Source organism: Nonlabens ulvanivorans, assembly GCF_032922765.1.
GTDB classification, from domain to species: domain Bacteria; phylum Bacteroidota; class Bacteroidia; order Flavobacteriales; family Flavobacteriaceae; genus Nonlabens; species Nonlabens ulvanivorans.
In genome coordinates this window covers 1,300,434-1,317,417 of record NZ_CP136694.1, presented here as the reverse complement: position 1 = coordinate 1,317,417, position 16,984 = coordinate 1,300,434, and the positions used below count along the sequence as shown (strand labels likewise).

The following is a 16,984-nucleotide window of genomic DNA, read 5'->3' as shown; positions in this document are numbered from 1 at the left end:
GCAAAATGGGAAAAATCACACTTTTAAAATTCAGTTTTATTGTTTTAGTAATAGCGATATTTACAACTTCTTGTGTTTCTAAAAAAGACATTCTATACGTTCAAGATATTGATACGGCATTATCTGAATCCCAGTCTTCAAAATATGATGCTGTTATTACAAATGACGATATTTTAAAAATTATTGTCACGAGCGAAAATATGGAAAGTGTTCAACCATTTAATAAAGTGGTAAGTCCTGTTGTAAACCAAGAACTTTCTATTAGATCACAAGAAACGTTGCAAAGTTATTTGGTGGATGACGAAGGATTTATTAATTATCCGTTATTAGGCAAAGTAAAGGTTAGTGGATATACTCGAATTGAACTTCAAGATCATTTAAAAAATGAAATGCTTAAATATGTTAAGGATGCGGTTGTTGATGTTCGTATAATTAATTATAAGATTACACTTTTGGGAGAAGTTAATAGACCAGGTACATATAGCGTTGATGATAATAGAATAACATTATTGCAAGCCATCGGTCTCGCTGGCGATTTGACCGTTTATGGAAGAAGAGATAATATTGTTGTAATTAGAGACATGAATGGAATTCAAACTTCTACTAGAGTAAATTTAACGAGTGCCGATTTTATTTACTCACCATTTTATTATCTAAATCAGAATGATACCATAATTGTTGAGCCAAATGGAGCTCAAATACAAGCTTCTGGATTTAATAGAAATATTTCCGTTTATGTTTCAATAGCTTCGTTATTATTGACAACTGTAGTGGTGTTTTCAAATTTGAATAAATAATTAATGAATAATCAAGATAATAATACAAGCGAACAATCTTTAAGGGATCAGCTGAAGCCGTTTATAAAAGCTTGGCCATGGATTATCCTATCCGTTTTGTTTTGTATTGTGGCCTCTCAATTATATTTGAGATATGCCACCAAAAAGTATCAAGCTACAGCATCGATAATTATTAAAGACACTCAAATGGGTGGTGGTTTGTCTGAAACAGGTGTGCTTGGTGATATGGGATTATTTGGTAGCAATTTTAATAGTGTAGAGAATGAAATTGAAATTCTTAAATCTAAGAGATTATTATCAAATGTTATAGATCAATTTAACTTGACGACAACCTATTCTAGAAAAGGTAATGTAAAGGAAAGTGATGTATATAACAATCGCTTTTTGGATGTCAATATCCTAAAAAAAGATTCTTTAATTCAATTTACAAAACCGATTACATTTTATGTGAAGGAAGTTAGTGATTCGTTATTTGGATTAAGGTTAAATTCTGATTCAAAGTGGTTGACTAAAGAATATGGAGAAATCATCAATATAGATGATTTATCGCTGATATTTTCACCTCTTTCATTTCATGTAAGTCAAGATGATGCTAAGGAGCTTTCTGATTTAAAAATTGTTATAAACCCTAAAGAATTAGTAGTACAAAGTTATCACTCAAGATTAAATGTAAACACTTCGGGTAAAAGAGGTAGTGTCGTCAATTTATCTATTACTGATGTGGTAGGTGAACGTGCTGAAGATGTATTGAATCAGCTCATTGAAGAATATAACAAGGACGCTATAAATGATAAAAATATCGTAGCACATAATACTGCTGAGTTTATAGAGGAGCGCCTTAATGATATCACTAAAGATCTAGATAGTGTAGAAACGGGTATCGAATCTTTTAAAACCAATAAAGGACTTACTGATATTGGAGTTGAGACTTCACTGGATTTACAAAAAGTGAATGAAATTGAATCTGAACTTTTAAAAGTAGAGACTCAATTATCCATAGGAAGGTCTTTAAAAGAATTCATGATTACAGATATTGAAAAAAGTGTAACTACTTCTGGACTTGGAATTAATGACCCTTCATTGATAGGTCTCATTAATAATTATAATGAAGTATTGACCACTTATCAAAGAGTAGGGCAGACCTCAACTTCAGAAAGCCCTGTTATGGTTAAGTTATCGACAGAGTTAAGCTCTTTAAAAAGAGGCATATTTAATTCGCTTGATGCTTATATCAATGGCTTAAAAGTGGAACAAAACAACCTACTGAGAAAGTCTAATCAAATCAATGCTAACATTTCACAAGTGCCTAATAATGAGAAAACTAGCCGTAGTGTAGAGAGGAATCGTGAAGTCGTTGAAGCTATTTATTTACTATTAAGAGAAAAGCAAGAAACAACAGCTATTTCGCTAGCAGTTACTGCTCCTAAAGCAAAAATAGTAGATTCTGGTTATGCACCAGATACACCTGTTTCTCCTAAGCCAAAGATTATATTACTCGCTGCTTTAGTTCTAGGTGTTTTAATTCCATTAGGACTTGTTTATTTAAAACAAATTTTTTATAACAAGATTGAATCGAGAAAAGATTTAGAAAGAAACTTACCTCAGGTATCTATTCTAGGTGAGGTGCCAAAGTTAGAAAGTGATGCAAAGGATCGTATTATTCCTAATGATCGTAGTGTTCTCGCAGAATCGTTTAGAATCATTAGAACAAACCTACAATATAAATTAGGAGCCTTAAATCATGATGATACCAAAGTTGTTTTGGTAACCTCTACGGTAAAAGGTGAAGGTAAAACCACTACAGCATTTAATTTGGCCAGTACTTTTGCTTATAGTGGAAAGAAAGTACTACTTATTGGTGGTGATATCCGTAATCCACAACTTCATAGATTCTTTGATGCTATTTTAAAACGTAAAAAAGGAGTTACAGAGTACTTAGTAAATTCAGATTTAAAGTTAGAAGATCTTGTTGTACCAGTCGATGATAACAGTAATCTTTATATGCTATTATCAGGTTCTATACCGCCTAATCCGGCAGAATTATGGATGCAGAATAGAACCCAAGATATGATAGATGAAGCAAAAGGAATGTTTGATCTAGTAATTATAGATTCTGCACCGACAATTGTTGTCACTGATACTTTTCTAATTAACAAATTTGCTGATGTTACTGTATATGTTACTAGGGCAAATTACACCGATCGTGGTCTCTTAGAATTTATTTCAGATACTATTGAGGATGGAAAGTTGACTAATGTAGCCGCTGTAATTAACAGTGTTAAGTTGACTAACTTTGGATACGGTAATAAATATGGGTATTCTTACTCGGCAGATAAGAAAACTTTTATGGAGAAATTAAAGGCTAAGCTAAGCTTTTAAGTATTAAAAGTTTAGCTTACTATTTTCTATAACAGGTTGAATACTCTTAATTATATTAGATTTAATTTGTATTTCCTTTATTTTGCGTAGATGTTCTGGTTTATGGGCATCTGTTCCCACTAGATCGTATAAGTTATGTTCTAATAACAACATAGCCTTTTTCTGAGCGTCTTTACCATAATGCCCATGTATAGAAAGTAGATTTAGTTGAAATAGAAAACCTCTATTTTTTAAATCCTTAAATTCTTCAATTCCCTTTATATATCGATATCTTTCTGGGTGGGCTAGTATAGGAGTGATGTCTTTTTGTAGCATATCAAAAACGACCTCATTTACATACTCTGGTTTTTGAAAATAAGAAAACTCAGTAAGTATTATTCGATCTTTAAGAAAAAGTATTTTCTCTGATTCTATCAACTTTTCAAATCCACTATCCATCATATACTCTGATGATGCCTTGACAATAAATGAATGATTCTCGGACGCATGAAGTTGGTCAATGGTATCCTTATAGTTTAATGTGATCGTTTCAGTATCATTACCATAATAATCTTCCATCGTATGAGGCGTTGCTATACAACCTTTATATCCGATTTCTTTAAACAAACGAATCATCTCGATAGTTGTAATCAAATCTGGTGAACCATCATCAATTCCTGGTAATATATGATTGTGTATATCTACTAGTCCTTCTAGATGATCTACAAGGAAACTTTTCTTTGAGAAAAACAGCATGATTTTAGTTTATGTGATGATAAGTTTAACTTCATCCATTCCTACAATTTCTGGATATAGTTCTTCAATAATAATAAAGAACTCTGGGTCGTTTTTAAAGGCGTTTTGCAAATGAAACCTCCCTTTTGTAATGTCTTGTAACTTAAAGTAAGCACCAGCGAGTCTATATTCAAGCTCAGCATCATCTGGATAAAACTCTAGGCCATGTTCTAGATTAGAAATAAGTCCATCTAATTCTCCTAGTTGTAAAAGAATATCAGAACGTTGCAACCAGGTCTCTAATTCATAATTACCTAAATCGACCGCTTTACGATAGCCGTATTCTGCTTCTTCAAAAAAGTTTAATTTCTTATTTAATTTTGCATATCTAATCCAGTAAAGAGCATTTTCACTGTCTATTTCTGTAGCTTTTTCAATATAGCTCAATGCTTTTTGATAATTCAATTGCTTAGAATAGAAATCGACTAGCGCAATCCATCCTTTATCTAACAAAGGATCTTCCTTTACTGTCTTTTTATAAAACTTAACGGCTAGATCATAGGCTCCTAATTTTTGATAGCATTTTCCTAATCTTAAATAGGCAAATGAGGTAGGATCGTCTAACTCAAGCGTAATTTGATAATTCTCTATCGCTTGATTATATTTTCCTAACTTCTCAAGAACTTTACCTTTTTCTAAATAAGCACCAACAAATAATTCATCTGAAATAATTGCAAAATCAAAAGCGGCTAATGCTTTCTCATACATTTTAAGATCAAAATACTGTTTACCTACTTGATGCCAGGCTACCTCGCTATATGGATTGCTATTTAAAAAATTATTTAAAAATTCAATAGCCTCTGTATTTTCTTTTAAGAAATCAAAACAGTAGATGATATTATATAATGCAGAATAATCTGTCTCATCCAATTCAAGACATTTGATAAAATTTACTTTGGCAAGTTTATAATCTTCTATAAAAAGATTTTCCATGCCTATCAGATTATAAACATCTGCTTGATCTTCTGTTAGCTCCAGAGCTTGTTGCAGTAGGTCAATTGCTTTTTCGTGATCATCAGTTTTTGAAAAAATATTTGCTTTTTGAATATAAATCTCTGAATTGTGAGGCTGAATTTCATACAAATTATTCAATAGGTCATGTGCTCGTTCAAATTCATTGTCAAACACAAGAATTTCTGCTTGTAACAATTTAATTTCAACAGAACTGGGATGTTGTGATAGACCTAGTTGTACGGCTTTACGGGCCATAATCATTTTACCAGCTTCTAGATAATGTTCTACAATCTGTTGAAATTCTTCACTATCAAAAAACCCAACCTCGTTGGATTTAAGCATTAATTCAAACTTTTTAACGCTCATGAAGCCATCACTATTAAGTTCAAAATGCATATTTGGTTTTTAAGAATTGTACTCTTACTAAGTTCAAAATATTTGCCATTCTTTCCATTAGAGTTCAAAATCTGTTATAAACATTTTATAAACAGCCTTTACTAGAGGTTTTAATCATAAAATTCGTTGATGACTTCATTTAATATAGCGCATGATTTCGTTATCTCATCTTGAGTTATGGTAAGTGGTGGCGTGATTCTTATAGCTTTTTTTTCAAATAGAAGTAGAAAGAAAATTACACCACGATTACGGCACTCATCTACAATCGCGGCTGTATATTGATCGTCTGACAGTATGGCTGCTAGCATTAATCCTGTACCTCTTATTTCTTTAATGTTTTTGTTTTTTAAGCTTTCGCGAAAGCGTAATTCTTTAATCCTTACATCCTTAATGAGATCTCCTTTTTCAAGTTCAGTCATAGTGGCAAGTGCGGCAGAAGCTATAACTGGGTTACCGCCAAATGTGGTAATATGTCCTAGCATAGGAGCTTCTTTAAACATATTAAGGTGTTTTACACTAGCAGTTAATGCTCCTATGGGTAGTCCACCGGCCAGGCCTTTACCTGTAATCACCATGTCTGGTATGATGTCATGTTGTGTAAAATAGAACATGGATCCTGTACGGCCCATTCCTGGTTGTATTTCATCTATAATCAGTAATGCGCCAGTCTGTTCACATTTTTTCTTTAGCGCTTTTAACCATGATGCATGTGGGATAATAAAACCTGCGCCACCTTGTATCGATTCTATGATTACTGCGGCAGTTAGGGAAGTAATTAAGTTTAATTGAGACATACAATTAAACTTGATATGTTTTACTTGTGGTAATAAAGGTCTAAAAGGTGCTTTACGTTCTTCATAGTCCATTAAACTTAAGGATCCCATAGTATTGCCGTGATAAGCTTTTTGCATAGAGATCAATTCACTTCTACCGGTTACTCTACGTGCCAGTTTTATAGCAGCTTCCATAGCTTCTGTACCACTGTTGACTAGATAGGTCATTTGAAGAGGTTCAGGCATGTGTTGTGCTATTTTTTTACATAGCTCGACTGCTGGTTCTTGAGCATATTCTCCATAGACCATCACGTGCATGTATAAGTCTACTTGTTTTTTAATAGCGGTAGTGACTGCTGGATGACAATGTCCTAGTGGTAGTGCACTGACTCCTGCCACACAATCTAAGTATTCATTGCCGTGGACATCATAAATGTAATTTCCACGCGCATGTGATACCTCAAGAGCTGGAGCAAATGGGGTAGTAGGAGCTTGATATTGAAAAAAGTCTTGCTTCAAGGCTATTTCTTTTTACCTATTAATTGTTGATCTTCTTTTTTATCAATTAACTTCTTATCCTTTAAACGTGAGTTTTCGTTAATTTGAGAAGAGTTGTTCTCATCAAAGAAATCTTCTTCCTGTAAAGGCAGTGGTAGCCCTTGGATTTTAGTAAGTACAGGTTTAGGTTTCCCCATAAATAGATCATCTACAGAGTTGAGTTGTTCTTCACCTCGCCAGTTAAAGCCTCTTAGTCTTCTTGCATTCTCAGGTAATTCATCTGGCGGAATGGTTTCATCCTTAGGATTACCTATAGGTTTTATAATGGCAATATCACCATTATTAAAGGTGATTTCTAACTTACTACTGGTTCCCTTGTTGATCCCAACTAGCTCATCAGATTCATTAGAAACATAAAGTAAGTTTTCAACGTTTTTATCAATTTTCACTTTATTTAGCTCATTATCTTTAAATAACCCTATGAGCTCTTTTCCTTTTATCTGATTATAACCATCATGAATGGTATCCTTATCTACCATAAAGGCATTGTAAAACACTCTTAAAGAATCTAGTTTTTCTGTTTCTACATTGCTTTGTAGATGAATAGAATCTCCTGTTATTTGACTTTTACCACTCCATAGCACAGGTTTCTTAATCATTTTAGTAAGTCCAGTTGATTGCCTAGTGTGAATAGAATCACATCGACCGCTTAAATCACTTTTAAAAAGTCTTACATCTCTAAAACCTCGTACAATGCGATTATCTTCTGGACCTGTTACCATTAGAGTATCTGCATGTATGTATACAGAATCGGCCTCTTGCAACGATATAGCTACCGCTCTTTTAGTAATAAAAACAGAATCTTTGTCTCTAAAGACTTCGGCATAATGGCCTTTAATAATAGAATTATTTATGGTGTCTGTTACGACTATATTATTTGTCGCGCTAGCAAAATTAGTAACACGATTAAAGTAGAGACTATCACCGGTAACGGTTCTATTATTATAATCTATTCGAGATTTTTTAACAAAATGTCCATAGTCAATACGTGTATCATAAAAACCACGTTCACAATAGACTGTACTCGCTTTACCTTTTATGGTCGATGGACCATATAAATAAGCATGTCCCGTTTCAGTATAAAAATTAACTTGACTAGAGTTAATGGTATAGTCAGGATTAACTATAACCACATCATCAATGAATTGATATTTTTTTTCTTGCATAAAAAATCTACCTACACGACTAGTAAGTGTACTAGCTGTATCCTTAACTGTTCCACCACTTCTATAATAAGCTTGTTGTTTATTGCGATCAAAATATAAGGTGTCTGTAGATAAAGTAGTCTCTGGACTGCGCATATTCACTTTACCAGCAGCAAATGCTAATTGAGTATTTCCATTATATTCTGCATATTTTGAATTCATGAGAACGCTGTCACCTTGATTCATACGTACAGAGCCTAGTGCTCTTAAGAAATTGTCTTTTTTATAAAAAACAGCCTGGTCACACCACATTTTAATGCCTTGATGAACTACATATACTTGTTGAGCATCAGATTTTGCATAAATAATAGCATCTGGATAATTTTCTTCATCAATGAATTGATATTCAGAAATTACATTAATGATGGAATCATTCTCTGTAGACGTGCTGTCATTATTTTCAATTTGTTGCACCTGTCCATAGCAAAGGAAGGTTATGAAAAATAGTATAGTACTAATTGTGATTTTCAATAGAATTGATTTTAACATACAAAGTTACTAAAACGATGCCATGATTGTTTAAGTAACGTACAATCTTGTTTTTTTATTTTTAAAATTAGGGCAAAAAAAAAGCGCTCCTTAAGGAGCGCTTTAATATAAAAAGTATGTTCTAGTTATCTTGAACTTCTCCACATTCGTCTTGACAGAAAGTGTTAGATTTTGCAGTATCACTTAAGCCTAATTGCTCACCATCAACCCATACACCTACACATTGATCAACACAACCGTTATCCTTTAATGTATACATTACTACATAAGCAGCAAGACAAGTACAGTCAGGTAAACAGTTATCTCTAAATCTATAAGTAACACCTGTACGTCTTCCAGAAAAACAGTTTCTTACATTGAAAGCACATACATCTGGAATACCATTAACTAATGGAGTAAGGTTACAGTCACCTACTATATTCATAGATACAGAAGAGATGTACCATCCTGGTGCAGCAGTATATTTAAAGTCAAATTTAGTATTACCGTTACCGTTACCTTCGTTATCATTGAATTTTGTAACCTTAAGATTACCTACAGCACCAGTACCTGGTAAATTGATATCTTGAACTAAACAAGCACCAAAATCTGGATCTTCAATAAGAAATTTCTCTTCACCAGTAGTGGTGATAGATTCGATAGGTAATGGGTAAACAGACTCCTCTGGATTTAACTCACGAGGTAAAACGTCACGACTGATTGCGATTGTCTGCATAAAATCAACAAAATCAGCTTCAGTCATCTTATCGATGTTCTGAGCTTCATATTGATCAATATTTGCATCTTCAGTAGAACAAGAAGCTGCTATAATTCCTAAAATAAAAAGTGTGAATATTTTTTTCATGATCCTATTAATTGGGTAGGACAAAACTAATTCTATCTAGAAGGATTTCTCAAAATTGAGTTAAGTTTTCGCTATATAGACTTTATTATTCGTTAACAAACACTTCTGTATAAAAATGCTTGCTAGTCAGTCTATTAATCACCTCTTTAAACTGATTTAATCGCTGCTTGTCGAGTGCGGATTATGTTACAATTGAAAATTATGCCATTTAATTTCATTTTTATAATTTCCTGCGGTATTAAACGCTGATTTAATGACTTGCAAATCGCCTTCTACGTTTTTATCTAACTCGATAACACTGTATTTAACTACATTCCAACCTTTAGATAGAGTAACATTATAATTCCTAATTGATTTTTTAATGACATTTCCCGATTCATCTACTTCTGTAGGTGAACCATTAGAACCCTTGATACTCGTATCGCTGTCACTATATAGCCACATATAAAAATGACCTTCAATAGGTTCGTGTTTTTCTGGATTTATATTATATGTTATAAATTCTCTTGAAGATCCAGGGAATATTCGTCCTGTTCTAATACCGTCTTGATAGGTTTCAAATCCGTAATATTTACCAGCCAGTGCAATTTGGGCATTCGGATTTGATATCGTAAGGTTTTCTAGTGGACTAAAAACATCTTCTATACCTATTGCGCTCAATTCATATGCCGCATCGCCTAAGGAATTGTAATCATCAAATGCTTTTTGAGAGGTTTCATTGAACTCATTTGGTAATTCAATTTCCAATGTTCCATTTTCATCCACACTTCCTTTAAATAATGGATCTACAAAAAATCCCATGATGTTCACTTGTGCAACATCTCCATCATAATCAATAACATCGCCTGTTACTATATAATTAGATTCCTTTAAATTTTCTGCTTTTTCTTTACAGGAATTAAATAAGAGTAGTACGGTAATTAATAGGGCTGTGTAACAATATTTAATCATAGAACTTTAGTTTTTAAGCTTTCGCGAAAGCGTGATTCAAAATATTTCTATTTAACGTAGAATAGAAGGTTTATATTACCTTTTTTTATCTGATTTAAACATGGAATCTAATATAGTATTGATTCCTTGAAAAATAAAAACAACCGCAAGTATGCAGAAAGCAATACCTGGCATTAAGAATATGATGGGATGATCACTTCCAGCGCCTAAATAAATTAAGATAGGTCCAGCAATTAAAAATGGAATGGCAGTCATAAGTCTTGTGATGCCTTTTCCTAATACTTCTTTATCTGTTGATGGTTGTTGCTGTTCCATTAACAGTTGTCTATGTGGTTGATAGCAGATCGTACACTACCGTATTCTTTTAATGCGTTTTGAGCGTTTTCATAATTAATACCCGTCTGTTCCATAATCATTCTAGTACCACGGTCTACTAATTTATCATTACTCAATTGCATGTCAACCATTTTATTACCTTTTATATGTCCTAATTTAATCATCACTGTAGTACTGATCATATTGAGAACCATTTTCTGAGCAGTACCAGCTTTCATGCGACTACTGCCAGTCACAAATTCTGGACCTACAATAGGAGTGATAGGGTAGTTTGATTCTAACGCAATGGGACTATTTGCATTACAAGTAATAGAACCTGTAGAGATATTTAAACGATTGCAACTTTTTAAACCTCCTAAAACATATGGAGTGGTTCCACTGGCTGCAATACCTATCACGGTATCATTTTCATTAATAGAATAGGCTTGTAAATCTTTAATTGCTTGTTTGGTATCATCTTCGGCATTTTCTACAGCATGTCTTATAGCTGTGTCACCACCAGCGATAAGGCCTATGATTTTATCTGGAGATACACCAAAAGTTGGTGGACATTCACTAGCGTCTAAAATTCCTAACCGACCACTAGTTCCTGCTCCTATATAAAAAAGTCGACCACCAGACTTCATCTTTTGAACGATACTATTTACAAGAGATTCAATTTGTGGAATGACCTGTTGTACAGCAATAGCTACTTTCTGATCTTCGCGATTGATGTTATTAAGAAGTTCTATGGTGGACATATTTTCTAGTCCATCATATAAAGAGTCTTGCTCTGTGGTTTTAGTAAACATGAATTAATAAGTTATGGTTTCTGTGATCTCTAGACCATAACCTATCATACCTATACGCTTACTTTGCTCACTATTAGTTAACAGCTTTAATTTTGAGATTTTTAAGTCGTGCAATATTTGAGCACCTATACCGTAATCTCTATTATCTAGGTTTTTGCGTGGCGCTTTTACCTCGCCATTTTGTTGTAATTCTTTTAATTGTTCTAGTCTACTCAACATATTTTCAGGTTGAAACTGCTGATTTATGAAAACAATTGCTCCTTTTCCTTCCTTATTAAGACGTTCAAACATAGCGTCTATTTTTCTGTCAGCCTCAGATGTAAGCGTACTGAAAAGGTCATTATTAACCTGAGTAGAGTTCATACGTGTTAGTACTTCCTCATCTTCATTCCAATCACCTAAGGTTAATGCTAGGTGTATTTGTTGATTTGTGGTTTGTTGATAAGCTCTTAATCTATATTCACCAAAACGAGTGCGTAAATTAAAGTCTTCTTTTTTCTCGATGAGGCTATCGTTTTTCATACGATAAGCCACTAAATCTTCTATAGAAACTAATTTTACATCAAACTTTTTTGCAACTTCAATCAATTGAGGTAAGCGAGCCATCGTTCCATCTTCATTCATGATTTCTACAATCACACCTGCAGGTTCATGTCCGGCTAATCTTGCAAAATCAATAGCAGCTTCAGTATGCCCAGTTCTTCTTAAAACGCCACCATCTCGTGCTCTTAAAGGGAAAATGTGACCTGGTTTACTTAAATCATGACCTCTAGTATCTTCATGAATCATCGCTTGGATCGTTTTTGATCTATCGCTGGCACTAATACCAGTAGTTACTCCATGACCTCTTAGATCTACAGAAACCGTAAAAGCAGTTTCCATAGGATCAGAATTATTAGTAACCATCATATCCAGTTCTAATTCTTTACAGCGCGACTCTGTAATAGGCATGCATATCAATCCACGACCATGAGTGGCCATAAAGTTGATCATTTCTGGTGTTACAGATTGTGCGGAAGCCAGAAAGTCACCTTCGTTTTCCCTATTTTCATCATCTACAACAATGATAACCTTACCTTTTTTGATGTCCTCTATAGCATCTTCAATAGAGTCTAGTTTAAAGGAAGTATTTTTTTGAATTGCAGTACTAGCGGTCATAGGGCTTCATCTTTTGCACAAAGATAAGAATTAGACGGCTCTAGTAGGATTCTTTGGCTTTTTTTTAAACTTAGAAAATAAGGATTCAACAGCACTTCCTAAATCAAAAAATCCTTGATCTGTAGTAGCTCGATAGGTAAGTAATATGCCTAATGGAAAAATGATTAATGTTCCCATCCAGGCACCTATCCAAGTAGGGAATGCACCTTCAACGGCAGCTTTCTCTGCAAAAATATTGATGAAGTGATAGGTTAAGAAAAATAAGGTAGCAATTACTAATGGTAATCCCATTCCACCTTTTCTAATAATAGCTCCTAGTGGTGCTCCAATAAAAAATAGTATAATACATGCAGCTCCTAGAACAAATTTCTTCTGTATTTCAATCTCGTGCTTTGCGATACGTTTAGATTCTTCACTAAGTTGAAATAACCTGTTTTTTAAAGATGATCGTTGTTGCTTTAATTTATTGATGGTATTCTCAATAGTACGTCGCTGATCATATATTTTTAATTCACTAATAAAATTATCTGTGATTTTACCAGCCTTAATGGTATCAGTAATTCTTGACTTCATCAGTTCTGGTGCCCATTTTCTGTGCTGTGCTTCATGATAGAAGGATAAATTATCATTAAACTTTGTAGTAAATGAATCTATACTGGTTTGTAGCTCATGAATTTTAAGCATGCGATGATTATCGGTAACATCTGCTTTATTAAGGTCCACATTATTTAATCCTGACACGTCAACATTAAGCGTATAAGTATCAAAGTAACTGCGTACAAAAGGAGAGCTTCTTCTTTTTTGCGCATTTTCAGGAAAAAGGTCGTCATAGTAATTACCATCCGTCAGAACTAGCTGAATGATATTAGACTTTAAGGAGCTTTTTAATTCACCCTTTCTACTTTTTATAACCGTATAATTCCCATTTCGCTTCGGGTTTTTTTTATGGATGAGAACGTTGTCTAAAAATTGACCGCGATCACCTGTTTTTTGATCTACTTTAATATTAATATCACCTAATTGGTTGAAATTACCAACTCCTATGGCCATTGCTGGTTTACTATTTACAATATTTCGCCTTAGGTTACCTTGCTTGAAATGTCCCCAAGGAATCACCGTATTTGCAAAGAAAAATGAAGTGACACCTAATGTTCCGACAACAATGATTAACGATCGCATGGCACGTTGTAAGGATATACCATTAGATTTCATGGCTGCAAATTCATAATTTTCCGCCATATTACCGAAAACCATTATAGATGCTAGAATGATACTTAAAGGTAGCGCTAGAGGTACAATTACAGGAATAGTATACATCATAAATTTAGCTATGGTAATCATATCTAAATCCTTTCCTGCAAGATCCTTAATGTAAAGCCATATGGCCTGTAGGATAAGAATAAACATAATGACAATAAAGACGCTTAAAAACGTCTTTATAAATGAAGTCAATATGTATCTATCCAGTATTTTCAACTTAGTCTAGATTCTCAATATCCCAACCATCATAATCTTTAGGATCAAAGTAGAAACATTTCTTTGATAAAGGCTGATTAGTCTTAAGTGATAATAGGGTAAAAGTAGCTTTAGTACCGCTTACTTCTGTTACAATGGCGTTATAGATATGTTTTGTATTGATATCTATTCCTAGCAATACTTGTTTGTACTCAGAGTCTGATTTAATAGGTGTTAACTTAATGTATTGAATCTTACGACCTCTAACATTTTGTTCTATATCCCATTCTGCACGATATCCCTTTTCATAGAACGTTAATATGTTAGTAGGTGAGATCAGTCCGTCCTCATTATCTGTTTGCGTAGAGATGGTTACCTGTTCATCTTCACGATTAATGACATATAGTTTATCACCGTTAAAAACATAGGTGCTTCCTAAGAACTCCACATTATAATTGTCTCCACTCAAAGTGGCTTCACCTTGAACATCCATATTCAATTGTGACCTTGAATTTTGAAGATTACCTTTATAGGTGAATACTACATTTTCATAGCTCTTAAACTTAGTCGCTACTTCTTTAAGAAGTTGTTCTGCTTTTGATGATTGTGCGTTACTTATAAAAGCAACAGATAATAGTAATAAAATGAAAATCTTTTTCATGGTCTTAACCTTTGTTTTTTTCTTCGTTTAAAAATACTTCTAGAGATGCAAGGTCCGGTATTAAAACCTGTCTCGCCTTGCTACCTTCAAAACCACCTACTATTCCGGCTGCTTCTAGTTGATCAATAATACGACCAGCTCTATTGTAACCTAATTTTAATTTACGTTGCAATAGTGAGGCACTACCTTGTTGTGCAATAACGAGCACTTCTGCAGCTTCTCTGAATTTACTATCTCTTTCGTCTATGCTTATATCAAGACTTGTGCCACCTTCTTCACCTACGTATTCTGGTAGTAGATAAGCATCTGGATAAGCTTTTTGAGAACCTATAAAGTCGGTGATTTTTTCAACTTCTGGAGTATCGACAAAGGCACATTGTATTCTTATAATTTCATTACCAGAAGTATAAAGCATATCTCCACGACCTATTAATTGATCTGCGCCACCGCTATCCAAGATCGTTCTAGAATCCACTTTTTGTTGTACTCTAAAAGATACACGAGCAGGGAAATTTGCTTTAATCATACCTGTAATTACATTTACAGATGGTCGTTGTGTCGCGATAATTAAATGAATTCCAATTGCACGTGCCAGCTGTGCTAGTCTGGCTATAGGAGTTTCTACTTCTTTACCAGCAGTCATTATAAGATCTGCAAACTCGTCAACTACCAATACGATATATGGAAGAAATTTATGACCGTTTGCAGGATTCAATTTCCTCGCTTTAAATTTAGCATTGTACTCTTTAATATTACGACACATCGCTTCTTTAAGGATGTCATAACGTTGATCCATCTCAATACACAAACTATTAAGTGTATTAATTACTAATGAATTATCGGTAATAATTGCCTCGCCGCTATCTGGTAACTTTGCGAGATAATGACGTTCAATTTTATTGAATAAAGTTAATTCTACTTTTTTAGGATCTACTAATACAAATTTCACCTCTGCAGGATGCTTTGAGTAGAGTAGGGAAGTCAATACGGCATTAAGACCTACAGATTTACCTTGACCAGTCGCACCAGCCATAAGTAAGTGAGGCATCTTTGCAAGATCCACCACAAACGTTTCATTACTAATTGTTTTTCCAAAAGCGATAGGTAACTCCATTTCGGCTTTTTGGAACTTAGGTGATGCAATCACAGATCGCATGGATACGATAGAAGGGTTTTGGTTAGGTACTTCGATACCTATGGTTCCTTTCCCAGGTATAGGTGCAATGATACGTATACCTAATGCTGCTAGAGATAAGGCAATATCATCTTCTAGATTTTTAATTTTTGAGATACGTACTCCAGCTTCAGGGACGATTTCATATAAAGTTACCGTTGGACCTATGGTCGCAGTAATTTTAGCAATACCTATTTTATAATTGTTTAGGGTTTCAACAATTTTTAATTTGTTTGCTTGTAATTCCTCTTCATTAATAGTAATGGTTTTACCTTGAGAATAATCTTTAAGTAACTCTAGAGGAGGAAATTTAAAATTGCTCAACTCAAGAGTTGGGTCGAACTCTCCAAAGTCTTCTACAATCTTTTCTGCCTTACTATTAATATCCTCATCTTCGTCGATTACGGCGTTGATTTCTACATCAACATCACCATCGTCTTGTTTAGGAATTGTTTTAAGAACAGGCTCTGGAATTACTTCTGGTTCTGGAATAATCTCAGGTTCTGAAATGGTAACTTCCATTTTATCAGATTCTGGTGGAGTAGGAGTAGTAACCTCTTCAACGACTGTCTGTCCTTCGATAGTTGATTTTTCCCAGTCTTGCTCTTCATCAGATGGGATTAAATCTGGCTCAAAACTATCTTTAACTTCAATTGCTTTTTTAGTAAAATAGGCACTTACTTTTTCTGGTGTGATATTTAAACGCAATACCATGTAAATGATACCAAGTATAATCATGACTACTATCGTACCTAGCAATCCGATATAATCTTGCATGAAATCGTTCAGTTCCATTCCTACTTTACCACCTAATAAAGGATTAGAGGCATGGAAAAAGCCCATGGTCATAGACAGCCATAACATTAATAATAGACCCCAAAACCATAGATTGAGGATACGCTTTCGCGAAAGCGTAAATACATCCTTTTTTGCAGCAAATAAGAAAATACCGGTAATGATGATCAATACAGGAATCGACAGAGCGGCTATTCCAAAACCATCGTAGATGAAGAAGTCACTTAGACCAGCACCTATTTTACTAAGCCAGTTTTGTGCGACAATCTCACGATCAGAAATATTACCTAATATGCTTTGGTCTTCACGCCATGTAAAGAAGAAAGAAATAAATGAAAATAGAAGGATGACACCTAATCCCATCAACAATAAACCTATAATAACCTCTTGCACTCTACTTAATGTAAAGCTAGGGATCAGCGGTTTTTTAGGTGTTTTGGGTTTGGTGGTTTTCTTTTTGGCCATATAATAAGGTGAACGTACAAAAATAACAA

The 16,984-nt window shown here is 34.0% G+C and carries 14 protein-coding genes; 2 read left to right on the top strand and 12 right to left on the bottom strand.

What is annotated here, in order from left to right; all coding sequences use genetic code 11:
- The first annotated feature begins 5 nt into the window (after positions 1-5).
- Both R1T42_RS06015 and R1T42_RS06010 read left to right on the top strand, forming a co-directional pair.
- The gene (locus R1T42_RS06015; RefSeq protein ID WP_317291682.1) at positions 6-797 is read left to right on the top strand and encodes a polysaccharide biosynthesis/export family protein; all 792 of its coding nucleotides are present in this window, start codon (positions 6-8) and stop codon (positions 795-797) included.
- A gap of 3 nt (positions 798-800) precedes the next feature.
- On the top strand, positions 801-3,176 hold the full coding sequence (locus R1T42_RS06010; RefSeq protein WP_317291681.1) for a GumC family protein: 2,376 nt from the start codon (positions 801-803) through the stop codon (positions 3,174-3,176).
- A 3-nt stretch (positions 3,177-3,179) separates the two neighbouring features.
- On the opposite strand, the gene R1T42_RS06005 is transcribed toward R1T42_RS06010, so the two are convergent.
- From R1T42_RS06005 to R1T42_RS05950, 12 genes are all read right to left on the bottom strand, one after another.
- Positions 3,180-3,911: a tyrosine-protein phosphatase gene (locus R1T42_RS06005; RefSeq protein ID WP_317291680.1), complete on the bottom strand. Its 732-nt coding sequence runs from the start codon at positions 3,909-3,911 to the stop codon at positions 3,180-3,182.
- A gap of 9 nt (positions 3,912-3,920) precedes the next feature.
- Positions 3,921-5,300, bottom strand: a complete 1,380-nt coding sequence (locus R1T42_RS06000) for a tetratricopeptide repeat protein (RefSeq protein ID WP_036584781.1) — start codon at positions 5,298-5,300, stop codon at positions 3,921-3,923.
- 110 nt (positions 5,301-5,410) lie between these two features.
- Positions 5,411-6,592 carry an aspartate aminotransferase family protein gene (locus tag R1T42_RS05995; protein ID WP_317291679.1) on the bottom strand — a complete coding sequence of 394 codons (1,182 nt, stop codon included), beginning with the start codon at positions 6,590-6,592 and terminating at the stop codon, positions 5,411-5,413.
- A gap of 2 nt (positions 6,593-6,594) precedes the next feature.
- Positions 6,595-8,307, bottom strand: a complete 1,713-nt coding sequence (locus R1T42_RS05990; protein ID WP_317291678.1) for an OstA-like protein — start codon at positions 8,305-8,307, stop codon at positions 6,595-6,597.
- A gap of 139 nt (positions 8,308-8,446) precedes the next feature.
- Entirely contained in the window at positions 8,447-9,169 is a 723-nt protein-coding gene (locus tag R1T42_RS05985; RefSeq protein ID WP_317291677.1) for a hypothetical protein, read from the bottom strand.
- Between the two features lie 186 nt (positions 9,170-9,355).
- Complete coding sequence (locus R1T42_RS05980; RefSeq protein WP_317291676.1) at positions 9,356-10,120, bottom strand: hypothetical protein; 765 nt, start codon at positions 10,118-10,120, stop codon at positions 9,356-9,358.
- A gap of 75 nt (positions 10,121-10,195) precedes the next feature.
- Complete coding sequence (locus R1T42_RS05975; RefSeq protein ID WP_036584789.1) at positions 10,196-10,435, bottom strand: DUF6095 family protein; 240 nt, start codon at positions 10,433-10,435, stop codon at positions 10,196-10,198.
- Entirely contained in the window at positions 10,435-11,247 is an 813-nt protein-coding gene (gene murQ, locus R1T42_RS05970; protein WP_317291675.1) for an N-acetylmuramic acid 6-phosphate etherase, read from the bottom strand. The genes R1T42_RS05975 and murQ overlap by 1 nt, the downstream gene beginning before the upstream one ends.
- Positions 11,248-11,250: 3 nt before the next feature.
- The gene (gene ribB, locus R1T42_RS05965) at positions 11,251-12,405 is read right to left on the bottom strand and encodes a 3,4-dihydroxy-2-butanone-4-phosphate synthase (protein WP_036584793.1); all 1,155 of its coding nucleotides are present in this window, start codon (positions 12,403-12,405) and stop codon (positions 11,251-11,253) included.
- 30 nt (positions 12,406-12,435) lie between these two features.
- Complete coding sequence (locus R1T42_RS05960; protein ID WP_317291674.1) at positions 12,436-13,857, bottom strand: LptF/LptG family permease; 1,422 nt, start codon at positions 13,855-13,857, stop codon at positions 12,436-12,438.
- Positions 13,858-13,882: 25 nt separating this feature from the next.
- Positions 13,883-14,521, bottom strand: a complete 639-nt coding sequence (locus R1T42_RS05955; RefSeq protein WP_036584798.1) for a LolA family protein — start codon at positions 14,519-14,521, stop codon at positions 13,883-13,885.
- 4 nt (positions 14,522-14,525) lie between these two features.
- Positions 14,526-16,955, bottom strand: a complete 2,430-nt coding sequence (locus R1T42_RS05950; protein WP_317291673.1) for an FtsK/SpoIIIE family DNA translocase — start codon at positions 16,953-16,955, stop codon at positions 14,526-14,528.
- Between the last annotated feature and the right edge of the window lie 29 nt (positions 16,956-16,984).

What these genes read in the sequence shown, in the direction of transcription:
- R1T42_RS06015 (WP_317291682.1), top strand. Translation starts at nt 6, where the DNA reads ATGGGAAAAATCACACTTTTAAAATTCAGTTTTATTGTTTTAGTAATA.
- R1T42_RS06010 (WP_317291681.1), top strand. Translation starts at nt 801, where the DNA reads ATGAATAATCAAGATAATAATACAAGCGAACAATCTTTAAGGGATCAG.
- R1T42_RS06005 (WP_317291680.1), bottom strand. Translation starts at nt 3,911, where the DNA reads ATGCTGTTTTTCTCAAAGAAAAGTTTCCTTGTAGATCATCTAGAAGGA.
- R1T42_RS06000 (WP_036584781.1), bottom strand. Translation starts at nt 5,300, where the DNA reads ATGCATTTTGAACTTAATAGTGATGGCTTCATGAGCGTTAAAAAGTTT.
- R1T42_RS05985 (WP_317291677.1), bottom strand. Translation starts at nt 9,169, where the DNA reads ATGAAAAAAATATTCACACTTTTTATTTTAGGAATTATAGCAGCTTCT.
- R1T42_RS05980 (WP_317291676.1), bottom strand. Translation starts at nt 10,120, where the DNA reads ATGATTAAATATTGTTACACAGCCCTATTAATTACCGTACTACTCTTA.
- R1T42_RS05975 (WP_036584789.1), bottom strand. Translation starts at nt 10,435, where the DNA reads ATGGAACAGCAACAACCATCAACAGATAAAGAAGTATTAGGAAAAGGC.
- murQ (WP_317291675.1), bottom strand. Translation starts at nt 11,247, where the DNA reads ATGTTTACTAAAACCACAGAGCAAGACTCTTTATATGATGGACTAGAA.
- ribB (WP_036584793.1), bottom strand. Translation starts at nt 12,405, where the DNA reads ATGACCGCTAGTACTGCAATTCAAAAAAATACTTCCTTTAAACTAGAC.
- R1T42_RS05955 (WP_036584798.1), bottom strand. Translation starts at nt 14,521, where the DNA reads ATGAAAAAGATTTTCATTTTATTACTATTATCTGTTGCTTTTATAAGT.
- R1T42_RS05950 (WP_317291673.1), bottom strand. Translation starts at nt 16,955, where the DNA reads ATGGCCAAAAAGAAAACCACCAAACCCAAAACACCTAAAAAACCGCTG.